Source organism: Bradyrhizobium niftali (assembly GCF_004571025.1).
In the GTDB taxonomy this organism is placed as follows: domain Bacteria; phylum Pseudomonadota; class Alphaproteobacteria; order Rhizobiales; family Xanthobacteraceae; genus Bradyrhizobium; species Bradyrhizobium niftali.
In genome coordinates this window covers 31,783-57,729 of record NZ_SPQT01000020.1, presented here as the reverse complement: position 1 = coordinate 57,729, position 25,947 = coordinate 31,783, and the positions used below count along the sequence as shown (strand labels likewise).

Below are 25,947 nucleotides of genomic sequence, written 5' to 3'. Positions count from 1 at the left end.
CGATGCGCAAGGTCTCTCGCCTGTCCCGCTTCAATGTCGCCTCGCTCGCGCTGGGGCTGGCATTCCTCTATCTGCCGATCCTGATCCTCGTCATCTATTCCTTCAACGCCTCGCGGCTGGTGACGGTGTGGGGCGGCTGGTCGCTGCGCTGGTATCACGAGTTCTTCAATGATCGCGCGATGATCGAGGCGGCCTGGATGAGCCTGCGGGTCGCGGCCTCCTCCGCGACCATCGCCACGCTGCTCGGCACGCTCGCCGCGGTGGCGCTGTCGCGCGGCGAGAGGTTTCGCGGCCGGACGCTGTTCTCCGGCATGCTCTATGCGCCGCTGGTGATGCCGGAGGTGATCACCGGATTGTCGCTGCTGCTCCTGTTCGTGGCGCTGAACGCCGAGCGCGGCTTCTGGACAGTGACGATCGCCCATACGACGCTGACGATGTGCTTCGTCGCCGTGGTCGTGCAGTCCCGCCTCGGCTCGCTCGACCGCTCGCTGGAGGAGGCTGCGATGGACCTCGGCTGCAACCCGGTGCGCGCGTTCGTCGCCGTTACGCTGCCGTTGATCGCGCCCGCGATCGTCGCCGGCTGGATGCTCGCCTTCACGCTGTCGCTCGATGATCTCGTGATCGCGAGCTTCACCACCGGGCCGGGTTCGGCGACCCTGCCGATCCGGATCTATTCGGAGGTGCGGCTGGGCGTGAAGCCCGAGATCAACGCCATCTGCACGCTGGTGATCGCCCTGATCGCGGTCGTCATCGTCATCGCCTCGCTCGCCTCGAAACTGTCGAGCTCGCAGGGCGAGAGCGCGGCGCCGTTGTAGCCATCCGACGTGTCGTGTATGGCGCCCGGGCCCTGCCCGGAATCTAGGTTAACAATTCATATAGCGTGCCGCAGCCGAGACGGAACGCGCGGCGATGATGGCGCAGCTCGCCGACCGCTTCGATCGCGGCATGGAGGGCGTCATTGGCGGCGTCTCGAGTCGTGCCGAAGAGATGGGGCGGAGCGCCGGAAGTCTTGCTCGCATCGCGGAGCGGGGTCGCTCGCTTGCCGAGCAGGTCGCCGCGACATCGGCCCAGGCATCCTCGAATGTGCAGACCGTTGCGGCGGCGACGCATCAACTCGCCGCCTCGATCAAAGAGATTTCGAGCCAGGTCTCGCGCTCCGTATCGGTGTCGGATCAGGCAAAGGGTGAAGCGTCGCGGACCGAGGCGCTGATGCGCGCACTGTCGGATTCTGCCGAGCGGATCGGGACGGTGGTACAGCTGATCCAGGCGATCGCGAGCCAGACCAACCTCCTGGCCCTCAATGCCACGATCGAGTCGGCGCGGGCCGGGGATGCCGGCAAGGGCTTTGCCGTGGTCGCCAACGAAGTGAAGAGCCTCGCAACCCAGACCGCGCGCGCCACCGAGGAGATCGCGGGGCTCGTTGCCGAGATACAGGGCTCGACCGGACAGTCGGTCGCTGCGATCGGCCAGATCGGCAGAACCATCGCCGAGATGACGGAGATCGCGACGACGATTGCCTCAGCCGTCGAGGAGCAGGGAGCGGCAACCAGCGAGATCGCGCGCAATGTCGAGCAGGCCGCGAACGGGACATCGGCCGTGACCGACCAGATCGGCGCCGTCCGCACCGTCGCCGGCGAGACCGATGCCGGCGCCGAAGCCGCACTCACGACCGCCTCGGCCTTGCAGGATCAGGCACGTGCGCTCAAGAAAGATGTCGCAGAGTTCTTGCAGACCGTGCGCAAGGCGGGGTGAGAGCATCTCCCCGCGGCTGCCCTTCTACGGGCGCACCGCGGGAAGCGCGCATCTGACATTCAGGACTTCACCGCACCCGCCGTGAGCCCGCCCACCATGTAGCGCTTGAAGGCGTAATAGACCGCGGCTGGCGGCAGCGCGTAGATGAAGCCGGTGGTCATCAAGAGCTCCCACGGCGAGTCGTCGGCGGCGAGGAAGTTGCCGAGGGCCACGGGCAGCGTAATGTTGGTGTCCTTGGAGAGCAGGAGGAATGCGTAGAGATACTCGTTCCAGGCGAGCAGCACCGCATAAGTGCCGATCGCGACCAGCGACGGCATCATCAGCGGCAGATAGACCAGGCGGAACAGCTGCAGCGTGGTCGCGCCGTCCATCACGGCGGCCTCGTCGAGCTCGACCGGCAGCTTGTCGGACGCCTGTTTAAGCACCCAGATCGCGTAAGGCGAGGCGATCGTCACCATGGCCAGGATCAGCGACCAGTGATTATTCAGGAGGCCGTAATTGCCCATGGTGCGGTACATCGGCACGGCGAGGAACGCCGCCGGGATGAAATAGGTGAACAGCGCCAGGTTCATCACCCAGCGGCCGCCCGGCACCTTGAGCCGCGAGATCGAGAATGCGGCGGCGGTCGCGATGAACAAGGTCAGCCCGCCTGCGGCCAGCGCGATCACGGTCGAATTCCAGAACTGAATCCAGAAGTCGCGCAGGAAATAGTGCTCCTGGTAGAACACAATGTGGAAGTTGTGCAGCGTCGGATGATCCGGCCACAGCTTGCCCGAGAACGCGTCCTCCTTCGGTGAGATCGCGAACAGGAACATGTGGTAGATCGGAATCATGGTCCAGATGAAGACCGGGATGCCGATCAGCAGCAGCTTGGCCTCGTTGCCAATTTCGCGGAGGGTGGGAAGCTTCATCGCGACAACCGTTTCATCATGAAATAGACCAGCGGCAGCACCAGTGGCATCGCGACGACGATGGAAGCCATCGCCAGCGAGAGCTGGTCGAGCCGGAGATAGCGGATGCCGAGCGTCGACAGCACATGCGTCAGGTCGGCCGGGCCGCCGCCAGTGAGCAGATAGACGCTGTTGAAGTCCCCTAGCGTCCAGATCATCGAGAGCAGCGTGCAGGTGACATAGAGCGTCTGCATCGACGGCCAGGTGATGAAGCGGAACTTCTGCCACCAGCTCGCGCCATCCACCTCGGCGGCCTCGAACAGATCGTGCGGTATCGCAAGGCGTCCGGTGATCAGGATCAGCGTCCAGAACGGCAGCGATTTCCAGATGTGGACGCCGATCGCCATGGTCAGCGCCACCGTCGGGTCGTTCAGCCAGTTCGGGCCGTCGTCACCGGTGAACGAGAAGATGAGGTGGTTGATCACGCCCCATTCGGGATTGAGCATGAAACGCACCGACAGGATGGTCGGGATCGACGGCACCGCCCAGGGCAGGATGAAGATCACCGAGAGCCATTTGATCCAGGTGCGCTGCTGGGCGAAGAAGCCGGACAGGAACAGCGCGATCAGCATCTTGATGTTGATGCCGATGACCAGGAAGATCAGCGTGTTGACAGCGGCGCGCGCGAAGATCGGGTCGTTGTAGAGCGCGACATAGTTCGCCGGCGCCCGCGCCAGCCACAGCCCGTAGCAGACGGGATAGACGACGAAGGCGAGGAAAACCAGCAGATAGGGCGCGAGCAGCACGATGCCCCAGACCTGCGCCGGGGTCAGCCGCGACGACAAGGGCGGCGCGGGGATTGCCTGATCGCCAGAGAGCGTGATCGCCATTCTTTTCGAACTCTTCAAAGAGATGCCGGCCGCGAAACGCGGCCGGTGTTGTTCTTATACCTCTCCCCGCAAAGCGGGGAGAGGGGAAGGGTGATTTAGCCCGCGACCTGCTTGATGCGGGCGATCAGCTCGTCGACCGCCTTGTCCACCGGCACCTTCTCGCTGACCACGCGGTTCATCGCCTTGGCCCAGACGTTTTCGTTGTTCAGGATGGTGAACTTCCAGTTCTTGGTGAAGTCGAACGCGGCGGTGCCGCCCTTGAACTGCGCATAGACCGCCTTGCGATGCCGGTCGGCCTGCCAGAACGGGCTTTCCTGGCTTTCCTTGGTCACCGGGAACCAGCGGCCAAGCGCACCCTCGATATAGGGCCGGACGTTCTCTTCCTGGAGCAGGAAGGCGATGAACTGCTTGGCCTCAGGCTTGTTCTTGGCCACGTTGAAGACCAGCCCGGTCTTGACGTCGGAGCGGTAGCGGATCGTCGTGCCGTCCGGCGCCTTCGGGAAGGAGGCGGTGATGATGTCTTCCTCATACGCCTTCTTGCCGGCCGCGCGCTGTTCGGGCGTCAGCGTCTGGTTGTTGGAGTCCTCGAACCATTTCGCCGCGATCGAGATCGTGAAGTTGTGGGTCATCACGATGGTCTTGTTGTGGAATGCGACGTTGTTGTCCGGATCCTTCCAGGTTGTGGAGGAGGGCGGGGTGCAGCCCTTGATGTAGGTGTCGGTGTAGTCCTTCATCGCCTTGATCAGGTTCTCGCGGACCTTGGGATCGTCGACCAGCAGCTTGCCGTCGTCGTCGACCAGCCTGACGTGGTAGGCGTCCATGAAGGTGTAGAACGACTGGAAGGCGTCGGTGGATTCCACACCCATCGGCTGGCCGACGGCGTAGATGCGCTGACCGGTGGCCTTGCGGATCGCGGGCTGCACCTTGTCGCACCAGAACGTCCAGTAGCCTTCCCAGTCGTTCGGGATGTCGCTCTGCTTGAAGCCGGCCTTGTCCAGCATGTCGTTCCAGATCTGGACGTGCATGCTCTGCTGCTTCAGCGGGAAGCCGTAATAGGCCTTCTTCTTGGTGACGTCGTTATAGAGGATCGACGCATCCAGCGTGTTCTGCACGAACCGATCCTTGATCGGCTCCATGATGTCGGTGAGGTCCTCGAGCTTGCCCTCATAGGCCCATTTGCCCTGCACCTGCACGTCGTAGGTGTCGGCATAGGCAACGTCCGGCACGGTGCCCGAATCGAGCGCGGCGACCGTCTTCGGAATCATGTCCTGGATCGCGTACTGCGACAATTCGACCTTGATGCCGGTCTTGGCCTCGAACTTCTTGATCGTCTCGATGAGCGCGTCGTCTTCGGACCGATAAAATCCCTTGCCCCACCAGACCGTAATCGTCTTCTGCTGCGCAAATGCGGGTGCAGCGGCTGCGAACAGCCCCGCCGCAGCGACCGCGAGTGTGACTGCGCCAATAACCTTGGATCTCACGTTTTTCTCCCTCAAACGGCCGGTGTTTTTAACCGGTCGTATAAAACACTAGCGCATGGCCGTCAGCCGATCTAGCGGCATGTTGTCAGACCTAGGTCGTGGGGACGGGGCCTGTGGAGATGATTAACGTGCGCATCGATCCAATCGCCGCATCAATTCGGCCGGATCAATTCGCAATGGTCGGACACCGCCGTTCGATCGCGGTCCTCAGTTCGACTTCGCGTTTTCTTTGGCGTTCTCCGCCGTCGGCGAGTCTGCCGGGGCGGGACGCTTGCCGCCGCCGGTGATGCGCTCGATCGCGGAGCGCACGGCGTCGCCCGCCTTGCGGTCCTTGAGCATGTCGAGCAGGGGTGCGGAGGCCGGCGAGCGGCGGATCAGGCTTTCCGGATCGGGGAAGATCAGGGGATCATCCCAGGGACCCTGCACCACGAAGGGCAATTCGAAGCCCGAGGCGCTGTTGAGGCTGGCCACGCCCTTCATGTCGTATTCGCGCGTCGGCACCGAGGCGGTGCCGGTCATCGTGATCTTCGCCGCCGGCCCTTCGACGCGGATGTCCTCGGCGGTGGCGACCCCGTCTGAGAATTTCACCGCGATGGTGAGATTGTCGTAAGGCGTCGAGCCGTTGCGGAAATTGCCGCCGCCGGACAGCGGCCGGCGCTCCAGCCGCTTCAGGAGCTGTTCGGCGTTGAAGCCCGAGATCGCGCCGTCATGCCCGGTGACGGTGGCGCTGCCGTCGAGCGACTGTACGAGGCCGAACGGGCTCGAGCCGGAGGCAACGAGGGAGACGTTGATGTTGCCGCGGCCGGACAGTTTGTTGAGGCCGAACAGTTCGGAGGCGCAGGCCTGGAGGTCGACGTCGGTGAACTGGAATTGCGCCTTGATGTCGGCGACGGTGTCGGCGCGCGCGATGCCGAACGAGCCCTTGGCGATGCCGCCATAGATCTGGGCCTCGCCCACCGAGAGCGCCAGCGTGCCGTTGCGCAAACTGGCGCCGATCGCGGTGCGGCCGAGCTTCGACGGTCCGACCGTCAGCCGCGCCGCCGACAGGCGCATGTCGAGGTCGGTGGTCGAGAGCCCGTTGAGATCGAACAGCTGCCTGTTCCAGTCGCGCGCGCCGCTCGCGAGCAGGCGGAAGGTCGAAATATAGGGTGTGAAGTCGAGCGTGTCGGCGGCGAGCGTCGCCTGGAGCGTCTGCCGGCCGTTGTTAGCGTAGGTCATGACGCCCTCGGCGGCATTGCCGTCGAGCTCGACATTGACGTTGGTGAGCGCGATCGAGGCGCCGACGACATTGGCGCGCGCCTTCAGTGCGAAACGGCCGAAGCCACCGCTGGCGGGCTGCGGCTGGCCGGTCCAGCGCAGCGCGTTGCGCAAGGACGGGCTGTCGATCGTGAGCGTGCCTTCCATCATCGGGCTGGTGCGGTTGGCGACGCTGCCGTCGAAGGCGAGCTTGAGCGGGGCGCTGGCGATCCGCGCCTTCAGGCCGGAACGATCGCCGGAGAGGGCGGCGACGAAATCGGCGAAGCTGATCGAGCCGTCGACGCGTTCGCCGCGCCAGTCGAACTGGCCGGTCGCGGCGAAGGAGCGCGAGATCGAGGGCCAGGCCAGCGACAGGTCGATGTCGTCGAACTGCTCGGTGGCGTGCGTGGCGGCGTCCTCGTAATTGAGCACGCCGTCCTGGATCCGGATCTCGGAGAACGAGACCTGGTTTTCGGCGCCGGGCTTCATGGTGCGCGCAATGGTCTGGATGAAGGGCGTCCAGTTGCTCTCGCCGTCCGGCCTCAGGCTGACATGGATGCGCGGCCGCAGCAGCGTCAGGTCGGCGATCTCGAACCGTTGCAGCAGCAGCGGCAGCAGCCGCAGATTGGCGGTGAGCACGTCGACACGGAGCGCGGGATCGCTGGTGCCGCCGCCCTTCAGGCCGACGTCATGGAAGGAGATGTAGCTCGCCGGCAGCAACGAAATGTCGATGGCGCCTGCGACATTGAGCTCGAGCCCGGTGACATCGCGGATCTGCGCTTCCACGGCCTTGCGCAGCGCGTCGCGGTTGATGAGCCAGGAGGTCGCGATCAGGGCGATCAGCGCAACGCCGAGCAGCGCCGCGATCGGCGTCCCGAGGCGCTTCATTCCTTGGGCCATGGTCAATGGCATGTCCTGATCGGGTTGGTCGTTGGAGCCAGAAGGGCGGGCCGGGAAACCCGCGCGCCCCACGCCCAAGTCCTGTTAGGTTAAGTGCCGCAACTTGATGGGTTTTCTTGTCGCTTTCAAGGCCGCGGGCGGTCTTGCCCACGGCGTGGGCAGCTTCTACCACCGCCCCGCGGTGCGGAGAACCCCGTATCATTGACGGCTTCGGACGATTTCGCCTAATAATCGCCGCCAATAAGGCGCGACGCCCGCAAGCCGAAGGTTCAGTCGAGGTTTTTTGCATGAACAAGGTCTATCCCGACGCCAAGTCGGCGCTCGACGGCATTCTGAAAGACAACATGATGATCATGTCGGGCGGCTTCGGCCTCTGCGGCATTGCCGAGGAGCTGTCGGACGCGATCCGGGAGTCTGGCGTCAAGGGGCTGACGGTCGTCTCCAACAATGCCGGCGTCGACGGCATCGGGCTCAGCCGCCTCCTGGAAACCCGGCAGATCAAGAAGATGATCTCGTCCTATGTCGGCGAGAACAAGCTGTTCGCCCAGCAATTCCTCGCCGGCGAGCTGGAACTCGAATTCAACCCGCAGGGCACGCTGGCCGAGCGCATCCGCGCCGGCGGCGCCGGGATCCCGGCCTTCTACACCAAGACCGGCGTCGGCACGCTGATCGCCGAAGGCAAGGAAGTGAAGGAATTCGACGGCGAGAAGTACCTGATGGAGCGCGGCCTGTTCGCCGACCTCGCCATCGTGCACGCCTGGAAGGGCGACACCGCCGGCAACCTCATCTACCGCAAGACCGCGCGCAACTTTAACCCGATGATGGCGACCGCCGCCAAGATCACGGTGGCCGAGGTCGAGCATCTGGTTCCGGCCGGTGAACTCAATCCCGACCACATCCACACGCCCGGCATTTTCGTGAAGCGCATCGTCGAGGTCGGCACGGCCAAGAAGCGCATCGAATTCCGCAACACCCGCCCGCGCACCGCCGCTTAAGCGTCAGGAGACTCACATGGCCTGGACCCGTGAACAGATGGCTGCGCGCGCCGCCAAGGAACTGCGTGACGGCTACTACGTCAATCTCGGCATCGGCATCCCGACGCTGGTCTCGAACTTCATCCCCGACGGGGTCGATGTCAGCCTCCAGAGCGAGAACGGCATGCTCGGCATGGGACCGTTCCCCTATGAGGACGAGGTGGATGCCGACCTCATCAATGCCGGCAAGCAGACCGTGAGCGAGCTGCCCTCGACCTCGTATTTCTCGAGCGCGGATTCCTTCGGCATGATCCGCGGCGGCCACATGGACCTGTCGATCCTCGGCGCCATGCAGGTGGCCCAGAACGGCGATCTCGCCAACTGGATGATTCCCGGCAAGATGGTCAAGGGCATGGGCGGCGCGATGGACCTCGTCGCCGGCGTCAAGCGCGTCGTCGTGGTGATGGAGCATTCGGCCAAGGACGGCTCGAAGCTCCTGAAGAAGTGCAATCTGCCGCTGACCGGCGAGCGCGTGGTCGACATGGTCGTCACGGATCTTGCCGTCTTCACCATCGACAAGCACGGCGACGGCGGCATGGCGCTGATCGAGCTCGCCGACGGCGTGACGCTCGACGAGGTCAAGGCCAAGACCGAAGCCGAATTCCGCGTCGCGCTGAAGAACACGTAAGGTCGTCGCAACGGGGGCGCGCATGACGATACGGTCTGCGCGTCCCGAAGACGCCGGTTTCATCGTACAAACCATCCTGTCATCGCAGCGTGGCTACCGGCCGCGCGGCTGGTTCGACATCGCGCTCGGCTGGCCAGACGCGCAGTGCCGCGATTTCATCGCGCGCATCACGGCCGCGCACGCGGTGTCGATGTGGCATGTCTCGCAATTCCTGATCGCCGAGGTCGACGGCAAGCCTGCTGCCGCGTTGTGCGCACTGCCGGCGGCCGGCACGGGACCTGCGGCCTGGCGTGCCATCGAAGAGGCCGGTGCCGCGACCGGGCTTGCCGCGCCAGAGTTGGAAGCCATCCGTCGCCGCGGCGCCTACACGCGCGCCTGCTGGGTTCAGGGCGGCGAGGGCGATTGGATGATCGAGCACGTCGCGACCGATCCCGCCTATGGCGGTCGTGGCCTCGTGCAGTCGCTGATCGCGCACGCACTGGATAAGGGGCGAACGGCCGGATTTACCCGGGCGACGATATCGTTCCTGATCGGCAACGAGCCGGCAGAACGCGCCTACGCCAAGGCCGGTTTTGTCTTCGCCGATGAGAAGCGCGATCCCGCCTTCGAGGCGATCATCGGCGCGCCGGGCTTTCGCATGTTTGCGCGCGCGATTTGAGCAAACTTGGTTGCCGCATTTGACGCTGTCACGCTGCGGTTCCTCGGTTCTATCACTGCGCATCGGAGTACTGGATCGCCCGATCAAGTCGGGCGATGACACCGCGGGTGTGGCATGTGCGTGCGGGCTACGCGATCACGACCTCGCCGCCCACGTCTTGCTCCACCGCGCCGACACGCTCGCGACCCACGACGGCTCCTCGCGCACCAGGCGGAAGCCGAGATTGGCGGGCGGCACGCCTTGCGCGCAACCGCCGGCGCGGGCGTCGCGGATGAAATCGGTGACATAGGCGCGGTGCGCGCCCTCGGCGATACGCACGCCGCAATTCACAGTCGGTTTGCCGGCATTGCCGGCCTCGTCGGTCCGCGAGCGCACGAAACAGGTCGAGGTCCACTCCCAGACGTTGCCGGCGAGATCTTCGATGCCGTGCTCGTTCGCGCCGAACTTGCCGAACGCATAGGCCGTCGTGTCGGAGAGGTCGCGTTCGGATTCCCGCTCATAGCGGCTGATCCAGCGCTTCGAGGGATCGTTCGCGTCCACCGGCGCGCCATCGTCCTTGAATCGCGAGCCCGCCGCAAACGCCCATTCCGCGTCGCTCGGCAGGCGCCACGTCTTGCCGGTCTTGTGCGAGAGCCAGCCCGCATAGGCCTGCGCATCGTGCCAGCTCACCTGCACCGCGGGGCGATCGGTGGCGATCGCCACGTCGCGATCGAGCGCACGGCAGGCGCCGTCCTGCACACAAAGCTGGTAGTCGGATGACGAGACCTGATGCCGCATGACGTGCAGCGGCCTGGTGAACCGCATCGCGCGTAGCGGCGCTTCCGCCTGCTGCCAGCCACGCGTGAAATCGCCGGCCTCGCGGTAGGACAGGCTGCCCGGCGCGATCTTGATGATCGCAGGCTCCGCCGTGCCGCGGACCGCCATGTCCGAGACCAGCGGCGCCACCGCGATCGGCCCTGCGAGCCCGGCCGCGCAAGCCAGTAGCAGTTTCAGCTTGAATGCGAGCAGCATCGTCGTCTCCCCGAAAGGAAGAAGGGGCCGGTGATCACCGGCCCCTTGTCGCGTCTAGTTGGTGTTGGCCGGTATTTCCGCAGGCGCCTTCACCTGGGTCATCAGATCGTCGTTCCACTTGCCTTCGACCTTGAAGTGCGCGGTGGCGCCGAGGTCGGCGGCCTCGATCAGATTGTGCGTGACATAGGCGTAGATGCCGGGCTGCATGAACTTGTACAGCGCCGCTCCCGCCGAGCCGCCGCGGATGAACCAGGTCTCCAGCCCGACCTCGGGTGCATTGCCGAATTTGCCGGTCTCCCAGACATAGTCGCCATGGCCGCCGATCAGATGTGGACGGCTGTCGCGATTGGCCTGCGAATGCACGATCAGCACGTTCTCGCCGACATTGGCGGTGAGCGCATTCTTGCCGGTGAGGGCGCCGGCCCTGCCGTTGAACACGACGTGGGACGGGATCAGCTTCTTCATCACCTCTTCGGTGTCGGTGAAGGCTTCGCCCGGCGAGTCGTAGGACTTGAAATTGCCCTTCTCGTCGCGCGGCACATACATGTCCTGCTCGCCGATATAGTAGACCTTGTCGTATTTCAGCGCGTGGCCCTTGCCGTCGTTCAGTCCGTCGCGCGGCAGCACCATCACGGCACCGTTCATGCCGGAGACGACGTGCCAGGGGATCATCGGGCCACCGGGCGCGCAGTGATAGACGAACACGCCGGTCTTGGTCGCCTTCCAGCGCAGCACGACCTGCTCGCCGGGATTGATCAGGGTGAGCGCGCCGCCGCCGAGCGCGCCGGTCGCGGAGTGGAAGTCGATGTTGTGCGGCATGGTGTTGGTCGCGGGATTGATCAGCGTCGTTTCGACGTAGTCGCCCTCATGCACGACCATCAGCGGGCCCGGCATCGAGCCGTTGAAGGTCATTGCCTGGAAGGTGGTGCCCTTCTCGTCGATGACGACCTTCTTCTCCTCGATCGTGAGCTTGAACTCCACGATCTTCGGGCCCTGCCTGGTCGCCTGCTCGTGCGCATGCACGAACGGCGGAGCGACCAGCTCGACCTTTTGACGCGGCAGTTTGAGATCCTCGGCAGCCAGGGCGGGGGTCGCCAGCATCAGGGCGGTCGCGGCGGCGCTGATCAATGCGGCTCTGCGGGTGAACATCGTAAAGCATCCTTCATCTGAAAGGGTTTTGATGACGGATGCAGTGTGCGCCTGTTGCGGCAAGCGTGTTTGCGCTGCGACAAGCTTTGGCCGGATTCGCCTCCGTGAAATTCCCCAGGAGGTATGCCGAAGGCAGCATCGACGATGTGAGCGGCACGACGGCACATGGCACGGCATCGGTTGCGCCAGCGGCAACTCGTTCGCATGTTCGGTTGCGGTTGATCGTGAACGTATGGATGCGCCGAACTAGAGCAACTGTATCGCGATCCAGACAGTGCCCCAGACCGCGAGCGACAGCGCGGCAAAGACGGTGGCCATGATCGTCAGCACGCGCACGAGATGGCCCGCGCCGACCGGGGGCGCGGAGGGGACGGGACGAAAATCGTCGAAGCGCGGAATATGGCCGCGAACGCCGGTGAACCAGAGAACGAGATCGAGCGCGAACGACGCCATGGCCTATCTCCAGGGAGCAAGGATTAAACGTCATCATCGTCCCAATCCGGGCTCGGACTTTGAGCGAGCGCAAGGTCGCCGGCCCGAAAACGGGTAATTCAATGCCATCCGGGACTTGCCGCGGCGATGCGCGGCTGAAATTTACGAATGGGTAAAATATGAGGACTGATCTTGCAGCGAGCTACGGCGAAGAGAGATTGCCGCGCTACACGAGCTATCCGACCGCGCCGCACTTCTCGCCCGTCATCGGCGCCGACACCTACGCCCGGTGGCTGGCCGAACTTCCCGCAAGCGCCAGCGCGTCGCTCTATCTGCACGTGCCGTTCTGCCGCGAGATGTGCTGGTATTGCGGCTGCCATACTCAGATCGTCCGGCGCGACGAGCTGATCGCGGCCTATCAGCGGACGTTGCGCAGCGAGATCGCGCAGGTCGCCGAGACCATCGGCCGCCGCATCAAGGTCGAGCATATCCATTTCGGCGGCGGCACGCCGACGATCATGGCGCCGGAGGCTTTCGCCGAGTTGATGGCGGCGATGCGCCAGGCGTTCTTCGTGCTGCCTTCGGCCGAGATCGCGGTGGAGATCGATCCCCGCACGCTGACCGCCGACATGGTCGAGGCCATGCGGCTTTCCGGCGTCAATCGTGCCAGTCTCGGGGTGCAGAGTTTCGATCCCATCGTACAGCGTGCGATCAACCGCGTGCAGAGCTTCGAGCAGACGGCTGATGTCGTCGACATGCTCCGGCGTGCCGGCATCGCGGGAATCAATTTCGACCTGATCTACGGGCTGCCGCATCAGACCGTCGCCTCGTGCCTGGACACGGTGCGGCGCAGCCTCTCGCTCGCGCCCGACCGCTTCTCGGTGTTCGGCTACGCTCACGTGCCTGATTTCAAGAAGCACCAGCGCATGATCAGCCAGGGCGCGCTGCCCGACGGCCTGGCGCGTCACGACCAGGCTTGTGCGATCGCGAATGCGCTGAAGGAGGCCGGCTACGTGCAGATCGGGCTCGATCATTTCGCCCGACCCAGCGATTCCATGGCCGCTGCCTTCGAGGAGCGGACGCTGCGGCGCAATTTCCAGGGCTATACCACCGACAAAGGTGAAGTCCTGCTCGGTTTCGGCGCGAGCGCGATCGGGCATCTGCCGCAGGGCTACGTCCAGAACGAGGTGCAGATCGGCGCCTATGCGCAGAGCGTCAGTGCCGGCCGTCTCGCCACCGCGAAGGGCTATGGACTCACCGGCGACGACCGGCTGCGCGCCGACATCATCGAGCGCATCATGTGCGAGTTCGGCGCCGATCTCGGCGACATCTGCGCGCGCCATGGCGCAGAGGCCGAGACGATGCTCAAATCGGCGTCGCGTCTGAAGCCGCTGATCTCGGACGGCGTCGTGAGGCTGGACGGCGACCGGCTCGCGGTCGCCACCGACTCGCGCTTCCTGGTCCGCAGCGTCGCCGCCGCGTTCGACGCGCATCTGGACCCGGGCAAGCAGCTGCACAGCCGGGCGGTGTAACTGCGTCATTCCGGGGCGCGCCTCCTGGCGCGAACCCGGAATCCATTTCACCGCACAGGTTGCTGCCCGATAGATTCCGGGTTCGCGTTACGCGCGCCCCGGAATGACGAGTTGGTGACCTTGCGCCAGCTTGCGCTCCAACAAAGAAACCGCCGCCCGCTCCGCTATCGTCGTTTCGGAACGGAGTTGTCCATGCCCTTTCGATCCGGCGATCTGGTCGATGACATCATGCGTACGGCGCCGCACACGATCCGCGTGTTTCTCGCCTTCAGGATGGCCTGTGTCGGCTGTCCGATCGCAACCTTCCACACGGTGGACGACGCCTGCCGCGAGCATGGCATCGATCGCGAAAAATTCCTCGCCGCGCTGTGTGACTGCGTGCCGGCGTGAGACGGTCTGGAATTCGCGCGGGTCGCGTGCGGATTCCCGGGTGAGGGAGCGCTTTCGCCGTAAGCGGGAGCGTCCCTCGCCCCTATCTTCGGGGGCAGGGTTGTCGCAAAGGCTTTGGGTAGGCCTGAGCGCGCGCCTCGTCCTTCGAGACGACCGCTTCGCGGTCTCCTCAGGATGAGGCTAATCGGCTTCGGTGCCTGTTGAAACTGCTGCCGCGCACTCCGTCGTCATCCTTGAGGAGCCCGCCCAAAGCGGGCGTCTCGAAGGATGGGCTGCGAGGAAAATGCTTTCACATGTGATAGCCCGACGATCTCAGGAAACGTCCTGGCTCAGCTCTCACGCCGCGCCGCTGTCGGGGCTGCGCTCCGCCAGCACGACGATCCCATGCGGATCGCGCAGGATGATGCGCTGGCGGCCGCTCTCGACGAGGCCTTGGCTCTCCCAGGCGCTCAGGATGCGGCTCACGGTGTGCAGCGTGGTGCCGGTCATCTGCGCGATGTCCTGGCGGCTGATCGGGAAGTCGATCTCGATGCCGTGGTCGAGCTTCTTGCCGGACTGCTTGGCGAGGCGCAGCAGCGCATGTGCGATGCGCTGCTCGACCTGCTGGGTCGACATTTCCAGGATGCGGGTGTGGCTCTCCTGGAGCCGCGTGCCGACGGTCTGGAGCGTGTTGGCGGCCAGCGCCGGAAACCGCTCGACCAGCCGCGGCCAGGCCGAATTCGGCCAGATCAGCACCACGCTGTCATCGACGGCCATCGCAGTCGCCGGGTAGCGCGCGGCTCCGATCGCCATCGCGAGCCCGAACGTCTCGCCGGGCGCGACGTAGCGCACCACGATCTGCTCGCCGGTCGGCGTGGTCTTGGCCGCGCGGACATGTCCGTGCAGCAGCAGGAAGAAGGACTGCGCGTCCGCGCCCTGCTCGAAGATGGCGCTGTTCTTGGGATAGCGCGCCGAGCGGGCCTCGCGCAGGATCTCATCCATGGCTTCCGGCGTGACGCCGGCAAACAGCGGCAAATGCGCAACCAGCGATGTGTCGACCTTGGCCATTCTGCCTCCTTGGCGCTCGGGAGTGTGATGGCACCTGCAATCGTCCTGGTGTTTGCGATAGCGCAAAACCGGCCGGTCGGGACGGCAGTATTTTTCCAGGCAGCGATCTGAATATACAGGAGTTGCCCCATGGCTGGCGCCCGATCCCGCAATTTTGCGGGCTGGCCGCTGTTCGCGAACAGCTTTCGGCCCTTTTTCCTGTTCGCGGCCATCCAGGCAGGCCTGTCGATTCTGGCCTGGCTGCCGCTGTTCTACGGCGAATTGTCGGTGACATCGGCCTTCGCGCCGCGCGACTGGCACGTCCACGAGATGCTCTATGGCTTCCTGCCGGCTGTGATCACCGGCTTCCTGTTCACGGCGATCCCGAACTGGACCGGGCGGCTGCCGATCCAGGGCACCTCGCTGGGCGCATTGCTGGTGGTGTGGCTGGCCGGCCGCGTGGCGGTGACGCTGTCCGCCGAGGTCGGCTGGGCGTTCGCGCTTGTCGTCGATGCGGCGTTCCTGGCGCTGGTCGTCGCCGCCGCGACGCGCGAGATCATCGCGGGCGGCAATTGGCGCAATTTGCCCGTGGTGGTCCTGGTGCTCGTGCTGCTCGCCGGCAATGTCGGCTTTCATCTCGAAGCGCATCACGCGGGCGCGGCCGACGTCAGCATCCGCCTCGGCATCGGCGTGGTCGTGCTTCTGATTTCGCTGATCGGCGGCCGCATCATCCCGAGCTTCACCCGCAACTGGCTGGTCAAGTTCAATCCCGGTCGCCTGCCGGTGCCGTCCGGCCGCTTCGATGGAGTGGTGATCGGATTGAGCGCGTTGGCGCTGATCTCGTGGATCGTGGCGCCGTTGAACGTGATCACCGGTGCCGTGATGGCGCTCGTTGGCGTGCTGCATCTGGTGCGGCTTGCGCGCTGGGCCGGCGACCGCACCTCGCGCGAACGGCTGCTCCTGATCCTGCATGTCGGTTATGTCTTCGTGCCGCTCGGCTTCCTCCTGCATGCCCTGGCCGTGTTCGGCGCGTTGCCGCCGAGTGCGGGGATTCATGCCTGGATGGCAGGCGCGGCCGGAACCATGACACTCGCGGTGATGACCCGCGCGAGCCTCGGCCACACCGGACAGGCGCTGACGGCCTCGCCGGCGACGCAAGGTATCTATGTCGCGATCGTCGCCGCGGCGCTGGCGCGGGTTGCTGCCGTGGCGTGGCCTGCGCATGGCGATGCGCTGCTGCACGTTGCCGCCTGCGGCTGGGTCGTCGCCTTCCTCGGCTTTGCGATTGCGTTCGGCCCGCTGCTCGCCGGCAGCAATCGGCGCGCACTTGCCATCATGGGCGTGCCCGCTCCGGCACGATAGAGTCAGGCCGCAGATGCCGAAGGCACGTCGGCGGGCTTGGCCAACGGCCGCACGCCCTTGCGCCATGCGGTGATGGTGCAGCCGAAGCGGCCGCGGAACCAGCGGGCCATGGCGCTTTGCGCGGAGAAGCCGAGCTGTGCCGCGATATCGGCCAGCGGCCGGCCGGGGTCGTCGATCAATTCGACGACGAGATCGGCGCGCTGCGCGTCGAGGATGGCCGAGAAGCTGGTGCCTGACGCGGCGAGGTGACGGTGGACGGTGCGGCGGGTGCAGGCGAGATGCTCGGCCACGCGCTCGACCGTGCAGTCGCCGCTGGCGAGCAGGAGGCGCACGACCTCGTCGACCTTCTCCTCCCAGCTTGCCGGCCGGATCCCGATCGCCTCGATCCGCTTGCGCAGATAGCTCGCGATCAGCGGATGCGCGCTCGGGATCCGGCGCTCCATGTCGTGCACCGACAGCAGGATTGCGTCGTCCTCGGCGTTGAACGTGACGTGGCAGCCGAAGAAGTCGCGGTAGCGCCTGCGGTCGCGCGGCGGCGGATAATGCAGATGCACTTCCTGCGGCCGCCAATCGCTGCCGAACAGCGACTGGATGATGCGGTGGACGCTGCCGAGCGCCATGTCGATCGACTGCCGCGGCGCGCTCGGCTGCCGGCCGCGCAGATGCAGCGCGACGGTTACGGTCTGCTTGTTGCGCGCAACGTCGAGCCGCATGCCGTCATGATGGACATGGATGAAACGCGAAAACGCTTCGATCGCTTCGCCGACGGTCGCCTGTTCGCGCACGATCAGGCCGACCGCGCCGAAATTGGTCAGGCCGCCGCGTTCGGCGAGGCGCAAGCCGAAATCTTCGGCGCCGGACATTTTCGCCGATAGTTCGAGCAGGCGGCGCAGGCCTGTCACGGCAATGGGGGTATCCGGCTTGTCGAGGCAGGCCAGCGGCAGCCTAACCTTGCGCATCATCTGTTTGGGGTCGAGCCCGACCGACCGGGCGACCTCCGGGTAATAGCTCAAGCCTGCGCTGCGAATGAGGTCGGTCATGCAAACCGTTCGTGCCAGCCATTCCCGCAGATGTCCCGAAATGTAAAGTTTCTGTCCCGATCCGTCAAATCCGGGAACGGGATGGAACATACATAAGGAAAACCGAAGCACTGGCGTGAATGCCGTGCTCATGACGCCGGGCGCGACGAGGCCCCGCCGTTTCGGATCATTTGACCAAGACATTGCTGGATCGGGATTATGCCGGGGAACATGCTTTCCAAGCGTGAGGTATTCGTCATCGACACCGATGCCGCCTCCCGCGAACAACTTTCCACCGCGCTCCAACAGAGCGCCTATGACGTGATCTGCTTCGCCGACGGTGCGTCTCTGCTCTCGGAAGCGAGGGCGCGGATGCCGGCCTGCGTGCTGCTGGAGATGCCGCCGGATCGCTCCGCCCTCGACGTGCTCAAGCGGCTGCGCGAGGAGAATTGCATGGCGCCGGTCCTTGTGACTTCGGCGAATGGCAGCATTGCCATGGCGGTCGACGCGATCAAGAGCGGCGCGGCCGACTTCATCGAAAAGCCGTTCCGCACCCATGACATCGTGGACCGGATCGATGCCGCCATCGACGAGTTCGGGCAACCCAACTCGAACCGCCAGCGCTGGTTGCCCGGCTGCGAGCCCCTGACGGCGCGCGAAGGCGACGTGCTCGAGCATCTCGCCGCCGGCCTGACCAACAAGGAGATCGCCCGGCGCATGCATCTGAGCGCTCGGACGGTCGAGGGCTACCGTGCCGGCATTCTGAAGAAGGCCGGCGCCAAGAACGTGACCGATCTGCTCCGCCGCATCTTTGGTCAGGGTTCGCCCACCCAAGTCTGAGGACTTGTCTAAGGACTTGGGTTAACGGCTCCGCCGCGGCGTGCGACGCGTTCCGCGGCCATGGTGCCGCCGCAGCGGCGCCCCACGGAAACCCCAATCGAACCAGTTCCTTCCCTGCCGCGTCCAACCATGTTGGCGAGGCATTTGATCGCGCGTCCGGCTGGCGGCGCGGCGATATCGGCAGGAGGGACTTCATGCGCATCACCGCAAAATGTTTGGCAACGACGAGCCTGGTTCTGGTGACCACGGCACTCGCGCTGCCGTCGTGGGCCGGCGATGTGGACGCCACATCGGCCATCGACACCGTCACGGTTTACCCGGATGGTGCCACCGTCACTCGCGTCATCACGGTCGACCTGCCGTCCGGTGACTCGACGCTGGTTGCCAAGGACTTCCCGCTTGGTCTCGATACCTCCTCCATCCGGGTGGAGGGTGAGGGTGGTGCAAAGCTCACCATCGGCACGATCGATGCGCGAACGCCGCGTGCGGCGCCGGTCAACCTGCCCGAGCTGGACAAGCGCATCGAGGCCCTGAACGACCAGCGCGCCGACCTGCAAGGCGCGATCGACTCGGCCAATGCCCGGCGCAAATTTGCGGAGCACTTTGCGGAAGCGTCCCCCGCGGGCATCGGCGACAAGGGCGAGGCGCGGCCGATCGCCGAATGGCGCACGGCCTTTGCTGCGGTCGGCGAGGAAATTGCGAGCGCCGATACCGCCGTTCGCGACGCCACGCGCAAGATGCGCGAGATCGACCGGCAGGTCGCCCAGCTCGAAGTCGAGCGCAAGGCCAAGCCGCCGAGCAAGCTCGAAGTCCGCATGGACATCGCCGCGCCGGCCGCGACCAAGGCGACGTTGCGGGTCACTTACAATGTGCGGAACGCGCGCTGGCTGCCGCTCTATGACGCCCGGCTCGACACCGGCGCCAAGGACCGCAAGCCGCAGCTGGAGCTGGTCCGCCGTGCCGAAATCACGCAGTCGACCGGCGAGGACTGGTCGAACGTCACGCTTGGCGTCTCCACGGTCCGCGTCAGCCGCGGCGGCAGTGCGCCAGAGCTGGGCTCGCTGGTCGCGCAATATCCACAACCGCCGAAACCAATGGCGCTCGGTGCGGCCTCCGATCTGGCGCGGCCTGCGCCGGTCGCACGTCAGATGCAACCCCATCTTTCGAAAATGGCCGAAGCGCCTGAACCGCGCGAGCGCGCCGACGAGCAGCAGGCAGTTGCCGAGATCGGCGACTTCCAGGCCACCTTCAGGATTCCCGGCCGCGTCAGCCTCGGCGCTGCCGAGGGCGCCAAGGCGTTGCGCATCGCCTCGATGACCGTGCCGGCCGATCTCGCCGTCCGTGCCGCGCCGGTAATGGACCCAACCGCCTTCCTCGAAGCGAGCTTCAAGCAAACCGACGATACGACATTGTTGCCGGGCAAGGTCGCGATCTATCGCGACGGCGTCTTCGTCGGCCGCGGCAAGCTCTCGGCCTCGGCCAAGGACGACATCGTACGGCTCGGCTTCGGCGCCGACGACAAGGTCAAGATCGAGCGTGCCGTGCTCAAGCGCAACGAGGGTTCGGCCGGCTTGCTCGTGACGACGTCGAAGACCGACGAGCGTTCGTTCAAGACCACCGTCCGCAACGGTCACGACTTCCCGATCAAGGTCGCGATCGAGGACCAGCTGCCGGTCAGCGAGAACGAGGACATCGTCGTCGAGATGCTGCCGTCGACCACGCCGCCGACCGCGAGCAACATCCGCGATAAGCGCGGCGTGCTGGAATGGTCGTTCGACGCCAAGCCTGGCGAGGCCCGGGACTTCAACTTCGCCTGGCGCATCCGCTGGCCGAAGGACAGGAGCATGGTGATCGTGCCGGCGGGCTAGGAGCCTGAGGCGCGATGCCTTCTTACCTCTCCCCGCAAGCGGGGCAAGGGAGCGCATCTTCAACGCGGCGGCAGCTCAGCTTGCATTGCTGCGCGCCGCCGCCCGCATCGATTGCGGCAGCACGTACGGCACGCCGTCGGCTTGGTGGACGACGGCGTCGATCTCGAAGATGTCGCGGATGGTCTCGTGCGTGACGACCTCGGTGCGCGGGCCGTCGGCGGCGAGCTTGCCTCCGTTTAGTACCACAAGCCGGTCGGCGAAGCGGATCGCCAGGTTGAGGTCGTGCAGGATCGCGATGACAGCGGTGCCGCCAGCCGCGCGGCGGCGGGCGGCCTCGACCAGGTCGATCTGATGGCGCAGATCCAGGCTCGAGGTCGGCTCGTCCAGCAACAGAAGTCCAGGTCCATGCTCGGCCTCGCCGCAGGCGAGCTGCACCAGCACGCGGGCGAAATGCGCGCGCTGCTGCTCGCCGCCGGACAGCGTTGGTAGCTGCCGCTCGCGAAAATGGGCAAGGCCGACCTCGTCCAGCGCGGCATCGACGAGCGCGCCGGCCTCGCGCGGGCTGCGATCGCCTACGCCCATCAGCACGATCTCTTCGACGGAGAAGGGGAAGGTGACGTTGATGTGCTGGGACAGCATCGCGCGTCGCGCGGCGAGCTCGCGCGGCGTGAAGCTGTTGATGTCACGCTGCTTGAGGCGTACCTCGCCCCCGCTCGGACGGAGATCGCCGGACAGGAGCCGCAGCAGCGTCGACTTGCCGGCGCCGTTCGGGCCGATGATGGCGACCATCTCGCCGGCCGCAACCGTGAGCCCAACGCCATCCAGCAGCCTCGCGCGGCCGGCGCGCTTGCTTAAGCGTCGCGCCTCGATCACCGCGCTCATAATGAGGTGAGCCCGCGCTGCCGCAGCAGGATCCCCAGGAAGACCGGGGCCCCGACCGCCGCGGTCAGAATGCCGATCGGCATCTCCGCCGGCGCCACGATGGTGCGCGCCAGGGTGTCGGCGCCGACCATCAGGATGGCGCCGAGCAGCACCGAGGCCGGCAGCAGCAGGCGATGCGCCGGTCCAATGACGAGGCGGAGCAGATGCGGCACGACGATGCCGACGAAGCCGATGACGCCGCTGATCGACACCGCAACCCCGGTCATCGCGGAAACCATGACAATCGAGATTCGCTTGAGGCGCTCGACGTCGACACCGCCGTGAAAGGCGTCGGCCTCGCCAAGCACCAGCAGATCGAGGCCGCGTGCGATGAAGGCGCAGGCGCCAAGCCCGATGACGAGGATCGGCGCGAGCACCGCGGCCTTGGTCCAGGTCGCGCCGCTCATCGAGCCCAACATCCAAAACGTAATGTCGCGAAGCTGGCGGTCGTCGGCGATGAACACCAGAAGCCCGATACCGGCATTGGTGATGGCGGTGATGGCGACGCCGGCGAGCAGGAAGATCGCGATCGAGGTCCGCCCCGAGCGGCTGGAGATGCCGTAGAGGATCGCGGTCGTTGCCAGCGAGCCTGCGAAGGCGGCGAGCGGCAACAGCTCGGTCTGGAGGAAGCGCAACGTCTCGCCGAAACGCGAGTCCGTGAAGACGATCGCGCTCGCAGCGGCCAGCGCGCCGCCGCTGGAGACGCCGACCAGGGCGGGATCGGCGAGAGGATTGCGGAACAGTCCCTGCATGATCGCGCCGGCCGCGGCGAGCAGGCCGCCGACCATCGCGGTTGCCGCAATCCGGGGAATGCGGATCGACCACAGCACGAGCTGGTCGCGCGCCGTCATCGCATCGGCTGTCGTGGTGCCGGCAAAGCCGAGGGCAGCGGGCAGCCGGGAGAGCGGAATGCCGGCTGCGCCCACGGTCAGCGCGACGACCGCGGTGGCCGCGAGCACCGCGAGCAGAAGAGGAATCGCGAACGATGCGGATCGCCGTCTCGCACCAGCGTGTCGCTGCGGGCGTCGTGCCTCGGTCTCGATCGCCACGCTCATTGCCGGCAATTCGCCGCCGACAGAGCCGACGGGAATGCGCCACCCTGGTCGGCCAATGCCGGATAGAGTTTTACGGAGAGGTCGCGCGCCGCCGCCGCCGTGCGCGGCCCGAAGCCGAGCAGATAGAGGCCGTCCATCGTGATGAAGCTCTTGTTGGCCGCGACCGGCGTCAGCGCAAAGCCGGGATGGGCATAGACCGCGTCGGCCTGGAGCGACTCCTTGCCGCGTTCGATCGACAGCACCACGTCGGGTTTTGCGGCCACGATCGCCTCGTCGCCGATGATCTTGTAGCCGTCGTAATCGTCGACGGCGTTCGCGGCGCCGGCGAGCTGGATGATCTCGTCGGCTGCGGTCTTGTGGCCCGCGACCATGGCACGCCCGTTCTGCAGCGACATCACGAACATCACGCGCACCGGCTTTTTCACCTTGGCGCGCAGCGCGCGGAGCTGGGCGAGATCGGCGCCGACTGCGGCGCTGAGGCATTCGGCGCGTGCATCGACGCCCATGGCGTGGCCGACCAGCCTGATCTTCTCGATCAGGCCATCCTCGGAAAAGGTCTCGGGCACCAGCACCAGCGGCACCTTCGCCGTCTCGAGGATGTCCATGGTCTCGCGCGGGCCCGACCCCTGGATCGCGAGGATCAGCGTCGGATTGAGGCCGAGCACGCCCTCGGCCGAGATCTGGCGCATGTAGCCGACATTGGGTTTGTCGTGCAGCGCCGCCGCCGGATAGAGGCTAGTGGTGTCCACGCCGACCAGCCGGCTCTCGAGCCCGAGCGCATAAAGGATCTCGGTGATGGCGCCGCCGATCGAGACCGTGCGTGCGACGTCGGCAACGGTGACATCGCGATTGCGGGCGTCATGCACGGTGATGCCGGCGGCGTGCGCGGTGGACGCGAGCGCGATCGTGCCGGTGAACAGGAACGTTGTGAGGGTGCGGCAAAATGTCATTGCATGTTACTTCGTCAGGATCAGCTTGTTCTGCGAGGTCAAACGCAGGCGATAGGCGTCCTCGCCATGCGCGATGATGATCTCGCGCTCGTGCGCGAAGAGCTCGCGGCTGTCGATCCGGCTCCCTCGCATGGTGAGGGTTCTCGTTGTTGCGGAAGGGCTTTCCGACGGCCCTGCCGCGCCGTTGCCGCTGTCTCCGGACATTGCTGACATTTTTGGTGTGATGCGCCTTCGAAATTTCAGATGCTGCCTGTTTGTATAGGCGGCAACTGGCGCATTCCAACGGCGGCAATTTTACAATCGATATAAACTGCAACCTGATGTCATTGACCGTCAGAGTGTTGCCACGTTACCAATCATGGCAGCAGGCAACATGCCTGCGTCTTGAAAGATCAGCCAGCCAGTCGCCGCGTCGAGCGGCGCACGCCAGCCAAAAGACACCAAAAACTAAAGTGAAGTGCAGGCTGGGGCTGATATGGCTGACGGGGCTAGGTATTCGCGGGCCCTGATTTTGGGCGCGTCGGTGGTTTCAATCGCGGCATTGGTGACGGAGAGCGGTCTCGCGCAGACCGCATCGCCGCAGGCCGAACATGCGTCGTCGCCGGAACGGCCGAAACAGGCCAAGCGCAAGCCGGCCAAGCCGCTGGCCGCGCAGCAGGCAGCGCCCGACGTCTTGAACGCCCGTGCGCAGGCGGGTGGCGCCGCGCCGGTGCAGGTGCTCGACACCATCACGGTCGCGGCGACGAAGACCAAGGAGCGCGCGATCGATGCGCTCGCGCCCGTCAGCTCGATTTCGCTCGACCAGATCCAGGGTCTTCAGCCGAACCGGCTGTCGGATGTCTTCTATGCCGTGCCCGGCGTGTCGTTCCAGGAGCGCGGCGACGATCCCGCGACCGTCATCAACATCCGCGGCTTGCAGGACTTCGGCCGCGTGGCGGTCGTCGTCGACGGCGCGCGGCAGAACTATCAGCGCACCGGCCACAATGCCAACGGCTCCTTCTTCCTCGATCCCGAATTGATCGGCGGCATCGACGTCGTGCGGGGACCGACCGCCAACATCTACGGCTCCGGCGCGATCGGCGGCCTGGTCTCGTTCCGCACCAAGGACATCAACGACGTGCTGCGTCCCGGCGAGCGCTGGGGTGTCGATCTCTCCGGATCCTATGGCTCCAACAACAATCGCGGCCTCGGCTCGGTATTCGGCGGCGTGCGCGCCACGCCCGATGTCGATATCTTCGGCGGCGCGGTCTACCGCACGCAGGGCAATTACAAGGACGGCAACGGCACCGAGATCGGCAACACCGGCAACCAGGTCGAGGCCGGGCTGATGAAGCTCACGGTGCGGCCGGCCCTCGGTCACGAGGTCAAGTTCGGCGCCGTGTTCCAGGACTATCAATACGACATCGGCCAGTTCAATCGCGGTCCGACGACCAACCAGGCATTGATTGCGCTCAATCGCGGATCCTCGGTCTACGCGTCCGATGCCAAGAACTATACCGGGACCATCACCTGGAACTATGCGTTGCCGAGCGACAATCTGTTCGACTGGCACATGTCGGTCTACGGCAATCGCACCGACAACGATCAGACCAAGACCTACCACTACGGCACGACACCGTCGGCCTTTTGCAACGGCGGCCTCGGCAACAACGTCTCGGGCTGCGTCGGGGACAAGCGCGGCTACGTCCTCAACACGTATGGCATCGACGCCAACAACACCACGCGCTTCAACGTCGGCGACTGGCGCAATGCCCTCACCTGGGGCGTCGACGCGTTCCAGGATGACGTGATCACGACCGACAGCCGCGGCAATTCCAACATCACCACGCCGAGCGGCATCCGCACCGTGTCAGGTGGGTTCCTTCAGTTGAAGCAGAACTACAGCACCTGGTTCGAGGCGGTGAGCGCGATCCGCTATGACCGTTACGACCTGGACTCGGGCAACACGCACGCCGGTGGTGACCGCTTCTCGCCGAAGATCACCCTTGGCGTCACGCCGGTCGCGGGCTTCCAGCCCTATGTCAGCTATGCCGAAGGCTACCGTGCGCCCTCGATCACGGAGACCGTCATTTCCGGCGCGCATGCAACTGGCGGCGGACCGGTTTTCTTCCCTTGCCCTGATGGGACCAGCGGCCTGTTCTGCTTCCTGCCCAACCCGAACCTTCGCCCCGAAGTCGGCAAGAACAAGGAGGTCGGCTTCAACCTGAAATATGACAACATCTTCAGCGCGTCCGACTCGTTCCGCGGCAAGATCAACCTGTTCCGCAACGACGTCTCCGACTACATCGACCTCGTCGCCTCGACGCCGGTGGCGACGCCGTTCGGCATGGCGAGCCAGTACTACCAGTATCAAAACATCGCGCAGGCCCGCATCCAGGGCTTCGAGGCGGAGACGATGTACGATGCCGGCGTCTGGTTCGTCGGCGTCGCCGGCCACTACATCCAGGGCAAGAACGTCGCGACCAATATCGGGCTCGCGACCATCACCCCGCGCAAGGTGGTCACGACCGGCGGTGTCCGCCTGCTCGACCGCACGCTGATCCTGACGGCGCAGTGGGCCTCGTACGGTCCCAACAACGACGTGCCCGCCGGCTATCTGCCGGCGACCGGGTACGAGCTGGTCAACCTGTACCTGACCTATAACGCGACCAGGGACATCGTGTTCTCGGCCTCGATCGACAATCTCTTGAACCAGTACTACCGGCCTTACGCCATTCCCGGCAGCTCGACCGACGGCACCACGCAGAACGACGTGCTGTGGTCGAGCCCGGGACCGGGCCGGGTCTACAAGGCCGGCATGAAGATCCACTTTGGAGGTGCGTAAGCCGACAGGCGCCGCAACGCCAGCCATCTCCGCCGGGCCGCGCTGATGCTCCAGCGCGGCTTCGGCGCGTTTTCGTCTTGATCAGAAGGAGAGACTTTT

23 protein-coding genes and 1 pseudogene are annotated in these 25,947 nt (G+C 65.4%); 11 read left to right on the top strand and 13 right to left on the bottom strand.

Annotated elements, in window-relative coordinates:
• The first annotated feature begins 2 nt into the window (after positions 1–2).
• Both E4K65_RS29410 and E4K65_RS29405 read left to right on the top strand, forming a co-directional pair.
• A complete protein-coding gene (locus tag E4K65_RS29410) occupies positions 3–815 on the top strand; it encodes an ABC transporter permease (RefSeq protein ID WP_135177109.1) in 813 nt (270 codons plus the stop codon).
• 64 nt (positions 816–879) lie between these two features.
• Positions 880–1,752: pseudogene (locus E4K65_RS29405) on the top strand (methyl-accepting chemotaxis protein); the annotation flags it as partial.
• A 59-nt stretch (positions 1,753–1,811) separates the two neighbouring features.
• Here the strand turns inward: E4K65_RS29405 and E4K65_RS29400 are convergent.
• The 4 genes from E4K65_RS29400 to E4K65_RS29385 all read right to left on the bottom strand — a co-directional run bounded on the left by E4K65_RS29400 (position 1,812) and on the right by E4K65_RS29385 (position 7,149).
• Entirely contained in the window at positions 1,812–2,663 is an 852-nt protein-coding gene (locus E4K65_RS29400; RefSeq protein ID WP_135177108.1) for a carbohydrate ABC transporter permease, read from the bottom strand.
• Entirely contained in the window at positions 2,660–3,532 is an 873-nt protein-coding gene (locus E4K65_RS29395; protein WP_027545529.1) for a carbohydrate ABC transporter permease, read from the bottom strand. The genes E4K65_RS29400 and E4K65_RS29395 overlap by 4 nt, the downstream gene beginning before the upstream one ends.
• Before the next feature lie 95 nt (positions 3,533–3,627).
• Positions 3,628–5,013: an ABC transporter substrate-binding protein gene (locus E4K65_RS29390; protein ID WP_135177107.1), complete on the bottom strand. Its 1,386-nt coding sequence runs from the start codon at positions 5,011–5,013 to the stop codon at positions 3,628–3,630.
• 207 nt (positions 5,014–5,220) lie between these two features.
• Positions 5,221–7,149, bottom strand: a complete 1,929-nt coding sequence (locus tag E4K65_RS29385) for an AsmA family protein (protein WP_167771263.1) — start codon at positions 7,147–7,149, stop codon at positions 5,221–5,223.
• Positions 7,150–7,436: 287 nt separating this feature from the next.
• Here E4K65_RS29385 and E4K65_RS29380 point away from each other — a divergent pair, with 287 nt between their 5' ends.
• From E4K65_RS29380 to E4K65_RS29370, 3 genes are read left to right on the top strand one after another with little or no spacing between them, the layout of a single operon-like run.
• Positions 7,437–8,144 (top strand): CoA transferase subunit A, encoded by a 708-nt coding sequence (locus E4K65_RS29380; RefSeq protein ID WP_011089830.1) that lies wholly within the window; start codon positions 7,437–7,439, stop codon positions 8,142–8,144.
• Positions 8,145–8,160: 16 nt separating this feature from the next.
• On the top strand, positions 8,161–8,811 hold the full coding sequence (locus tag E4K65_RS29375) for a 3-oxoacid CoA-transferase subunit B (protein ID WP_027545524.1): 651 nt from the start codon (positions 8,161–8,163) through the stop codon (positions 8,809–8,811).
• A 22-nt stretch (positions 8,812–8,833) separates the two neighbouring features.
• Positions 8,834–9,469: a GNAT family N-acetyltransferase gene (locus tag E4K65_RS29370; RefSeq protein WP_135177105.1), complete on the top strand. Its 636-nt coding sequence runs from the start codon at positions 8,834–8,836 to the stop codon at positions 9,467–9,469.
• A gap of 135 nt (positions 9,470–9,604) precedes the next feature.
• Here E4K65_RS29370 and E4K65_RS29365 read toward each other — a convergent pair whose 3' ends face one another.
• From E4K65_RS29365 to E4K65_RS29355, 3 genes are all read right to left on the bottom strand, one after another.
• Positions 9,605–10,480 carry an SUMF1/EgtB/PvdO family nonheme iron enzyme gene (locus E4K65_RS29365; RefSeq protein ID WP_135177104.1) on the bottom strand — a complete coding sequence of 292 codons (876 nt, stop codon included), beginning with the start codon at positions 10,478–10,480 and terminating at the stop codon, positions 9,605–9,607.
• 54 nt (positions 10,481–10,534) lie between these two features.
• Positions 10,535–11,629, bottom strand: a complete 1,095-nt coding sequence (gene nirK, locus E4K65_RS29360) for a copper-containing nitrite reductase (protein ID WP_135177103.1) — start codon at positions 11,627–11,629, stop codon at positions 10,535–10,537.
• A 246-nt stretch (positions 11,630–11,875) separates the two neighbouring features.
• The gene (locus tag E4K65_RS29355; RefSeq protein ID WP_027544890.1) at positions 11,876–12,082 is read right to left on the bottom strand and encodes a hypothetical protein; all 207 of its coding nucleotides are present in this window, start codon (positions 12,080–12,082) and stop codon (positions 11,876–11,878) included.
• A 158-nt stretch (positions 12,083–12,240) separates the two neighbouring features.
• Here E4K65_RS29355 and hemN point away from each other — a divergent pair, with 158 nt between their 5' ends.
• Complete coding sequence (gene hemN, locus E4K65_RS29350) at positions 12,241–13,593, top strand: oxygen-independent coproporphyrinogen III oxidase (protein ID WP_135177102.1); 1,353 nt, start codon at positions 12,241–12,243, stop codon at positions 13,591–13,593.
• A gap of 192 nt (positions 13,594–13,785) precedes the next feature.
• Entirely contained in the window at positions 13,786–13,983 is a 198-nt protein-coding gene (locus E4K65_RS29345; RefSeq protein ID WP_135177101.1) for a DUF1858 domain-containing protein, read from the top strand.
• A gap of 336 nt (positions 13,984–14,319) precedes the next feature.
• Here the strand turns inward: E4K65_RS29345 and E4K65_RS29340 are convergent, their stop codons facing one another.
• Positions 14,320–15,030 carry a Crp/Fnr family transcriptional regulator gene (locus E4K65_RS29340; RefSeq protein ID WP_135177100.1) on the bottom strand — a complete coding sequence of 237 codons (711 nt, stop codon included), beginning with the start codon at positions 15,028–15,030 and terminating at the stop codon, positions 14,320–14,322.
• Positions 15,031–15,159: 129 nt separating this feature from the next.
• Between E4K65_RS29340 and E4K65_RS29335 the strand changes: the two genes are divergently transcribed.
• Positions 15,160–16,371, top strand: a complete 1,212-nt coding sequence (locus E4K65_RS29335; protein ID WP_135177099.1) for an NnrS family protein — start codon at positions 15,160–15,162, stop codon at positions 16,369–16,371.
• A 2-nt stretch (positions 16,372–16,373) separates the two neighbouring features.
• Here E4K65_RS29335 and E4K65_RS29330 read toward each other — a convergent pair whose 3' ends face one another.
• Positions 16,374–17,411: an AraC family transcriptional regulator gene (locus tag E4K65_RS29330; RefSeq protein ID WP_135177098.1), complete on the bottom strand. Its 1,038-nt coding sequence runs from the start codon at positions 17,409–17,411 to the stop codon at positions 16,374–16,376.
• A gap of 198 nt (positions 17,412–17,609) precedes the next feature.
• Here E4K65_RS29330 and E4K65_RS29325 point away from each other — a divergent pair, with 198 nt between their 5' ends.
• Positions 17,610–18,230 carry a response regulator transcription factor gene (locus tag E4K65_RS29325; protein ID WP_027544896.1) on the top strand — a complete coding sequence of 207 codons (621 nt, stop codon included), beginning with the start codon at positions 17,610–17,612 and terminating at the stop codon, positions 18,228–18,230.
• Positions 18,231–18,424: 194 nt separating this feature from the next.
• Positions 18,425–20,098: a mucoidy inhibitor MuiA family protein gene (locus E4K65_RS29320; RefSeq protein WP_135177097.1), complete on the top strand. Its 1,674-nt coding sequence runs from the start codon at positions 18,425–18,427 to the stop codon at positions 20,096–20,098.
• 75 nt (positions 20,099–20,173) lie between these two features.
• On the opposite strand, the gene E4K65_RS29315 is transcribed toward E4K65_RS29320, so the two are convergent.
• The 4 genes from E4K65_RS29315 to E4K65_RS48880 are packed head-to-tail and all read right to left on the bottom strand — an operon-like array spanning position 20,174 to position 23,237.
• Positions 20,174–20,980: a heme ABC transporter ATP-binding protein gene (locus E4K65_RS29315; protein ID WP_135177096.1), complete on the bottom strand. Its 807-nt coding sequence runs from the start codon at positions 20,978–20,980 to the stop codon at positions 20,174–20,176.
• Positions 20,977–22,074 carry a FecCD family ABC transporter permease gene (locus tag E4K65_RS29310; RefSeq protein ID WP_135177095.1) on the bottom strand — a complete coding sequence of 366 codons (1,098 nt, stop codon included), beginning with the start codon at positions 22,072–22,074 and terminating at the stop codon, positions 20,977–20,979. Before E4K65_RS29310 ends, E4K65_RS29315 begins: the two co-directional genes overlap by 4 nt.
• Entirely contained in the window at positions 22,071–23,024 is a 954-nt protein-coding gene (locus E4K65_RS29305) for a heme/hemin ABC transporter substrate-binding protein (protein WP_135177094.1), read from the bottom strand. Before E4K65_RS29305 ends, E4K65_RS29310 begins: the two co-directional genes overlap by 4 nt.
• 6 nt (positions 23,025–23,030) lie before the next feature.
• Positions 23,031–23,237, bottom strand: a complete 207-nt coding sequence (locus E4K65_RS48880; RefSeq protein WP_135177093.1) for a hemin uptake protein HemP — start codon at positions 23,235–23,237, stop codon at positions 23,031–23,033.
• A 262-nt stretch (positions 23,238–23,499) separates the two neighbouring features.
• On the opposite strand from E4K65_RS48880, the gene E4K65_RS29295 reads away from it, so the two are divergent.
• Positions 23,500–25,848 (top strand): TonB-dependent hemoglobin/transferrin/lactoferrin family receptor, encoded by a 2,349-nt coding sequence (locus E4K65_RS29295; RefSeq protein WP_167771253.1) that lies wholly within the window; start codon positions 23,500–23,502, stop codon positions 25,846–25,848.
• Positions 25,849–25,947 lie beyond the last annotated feature (99 nt).

Bases quoted from the DNA above. Each gene is read 5' to 3' on its own strand.
- E4K65_RS29400 (WP_135177108.1), bottom strand. From the start codon at position 2,663: ATGAAGCTTCCCACCCTCCGCGAAATTGGCAACGAGGCCAAGCTGCTG.
- E4K65_RS29340 (WP_135177100.1), bottom strand. From the start codon at position 15,030: ATGGCCAAGGTCGACACATCGCTGGTTGCGCATTTGCCGCTGTTTGCC.
- E4K65_RS29330 (WP_135177098.1), bottom strand. From the start codon at position 17,411: ATGACCGACCTCATTCGCAGCGCAGGCTTGAGCTATTACCCGGAGGTC.
- E4K65_RS29395 (WP_027545529.1), bottom strand. From the start codon at position 3,532: ATGGCGATCACGCTCTCTGGCGATCAGGCAATCCCCGCGCCGCCCTTG.
- E4K65_RS29355 (WP_027544890.1), bottom strand. From the start codon at position 12,082: ATGGCGTCGTTCGCGCTCGATCTCGTTCTCTGGTTCACCGGCGTTCGC.
- nirK (WP_135177103.1), bottom strand. From the start codon at position 11,629: ATGTTCACCCGCAGAGCCGCATTGATCAGCGCCGCCGCGACCGCCCTG.
- E4K65_RS29380 (WP_011089830.1), top strand. From the start codon at position 7,437: ATGAACAAGGTCTATCCCGACGCCAAGTCGGCGCTCGACGGCATTCTG.
- E4K65_RS29310 (WP_135177095.1), bottom strand. From the start codon at position 22,074: ATGAGCGTGGCGATCGAGACCGAGGCACGACGCCCGCAGCGACACGCT.
- E4K65_RS29315 (WP_135177096.1), bottom strand. From the start codon at position 20,980: ATGAGCGCGGTGATCGAGGCGCGACGCTTAAGCAAGCGCGCCGGCCGC.
- E4K65_RS29345 (WP_135177101.1), top strand. From the start codon at position 13,786: ATGCCCTTTCGATCCGGCGATCTGGTCGATGACATCATGCGTACGGCG.
- E4K65_RS29410 (WP_135177109.1), top strand. From the start codon at position 3: ATGCGCAAGGTCTCTCGCCTGTCCCGCTTCAATGTCGCCTCGCTCGCG.
- E4K65_RS29370 (WP_135177105.1), top strand. From the start codon at position 8,834: ATGACGATACGGTCTGCGCGTCCCGAAGACGCCGGTTTCATCGTACAA.
- E4K65_RS48880 (WP_135177093.1), bottom strand. From the start codon at position 23,237: ATGTCAGCAATGTCCGGAGACAGCGGCAACGGCGCGGCAGGGCCGTCG.
- E4K65_RS29365 (WP_135177104.1), bottom strand. From the start codon at position 10,480: ATGCTGCTCGCATTCAAGCTGAAACTGCTACTGGCTTGCGCGGCCGGG.
- E4K65_RS29385 (WP_167771263.1), bottom strand. From the start codon at position 7,149: ATGGCCCAAGGAATGAAGCGCCTCGGGACGCCGATCGCGGCGCTGCTC.
- E4K65_RS29305 (WP_135177094.1), bottom strand. From the start codon at position 23,024: ATGACATTTTGCCGCACCCTCACAACGTTCCTGTTCACCGGCACGATC.
- E4K65_RS29295 (WP_167771253.1), top strand. From the start codon at position 23,500: ATGGCTGACGGGGCTAGGTATTCGCGGGCCCTGATTTTGGGCGCGTCG.
- E4K65_RS29325 (WP_027544896.1), top strand. From the start codon at position 17,610: ATGCCGGGGAACATGCTTTCCAAGCGTGAGGTATTCGTCATCGACACC.
- E4K65_RS29375 (WP_027545524.1), top strand. From the start codon at position 8,161: ATGGCCTGGACCCGTGAACAGATGGCTGCGCGCGCCGCCAAGGAACTG.
- E4K65_RS29335 (WP_135177099.1), top strand. From the start codon at position 15,160: ATGGCTGGCGCCCGATCCCGCAATTTTGCGGGCTGGCCGCTGTTCGCG.
- E4K65_RS29320 (WP_135177097.1), top strand. From the start codon at position 18,425: ATGCGCATCACCGCAAAATGTTTGGCAACGACGAGCCTGGTTCTGGTG.
- hemN (WP_135177102.1), top strand. From the start codon at position 12,241: ATGAGGACTGATCTTGCAGCGAGCTACGGCGAAGAGAGATTGCCGCGC.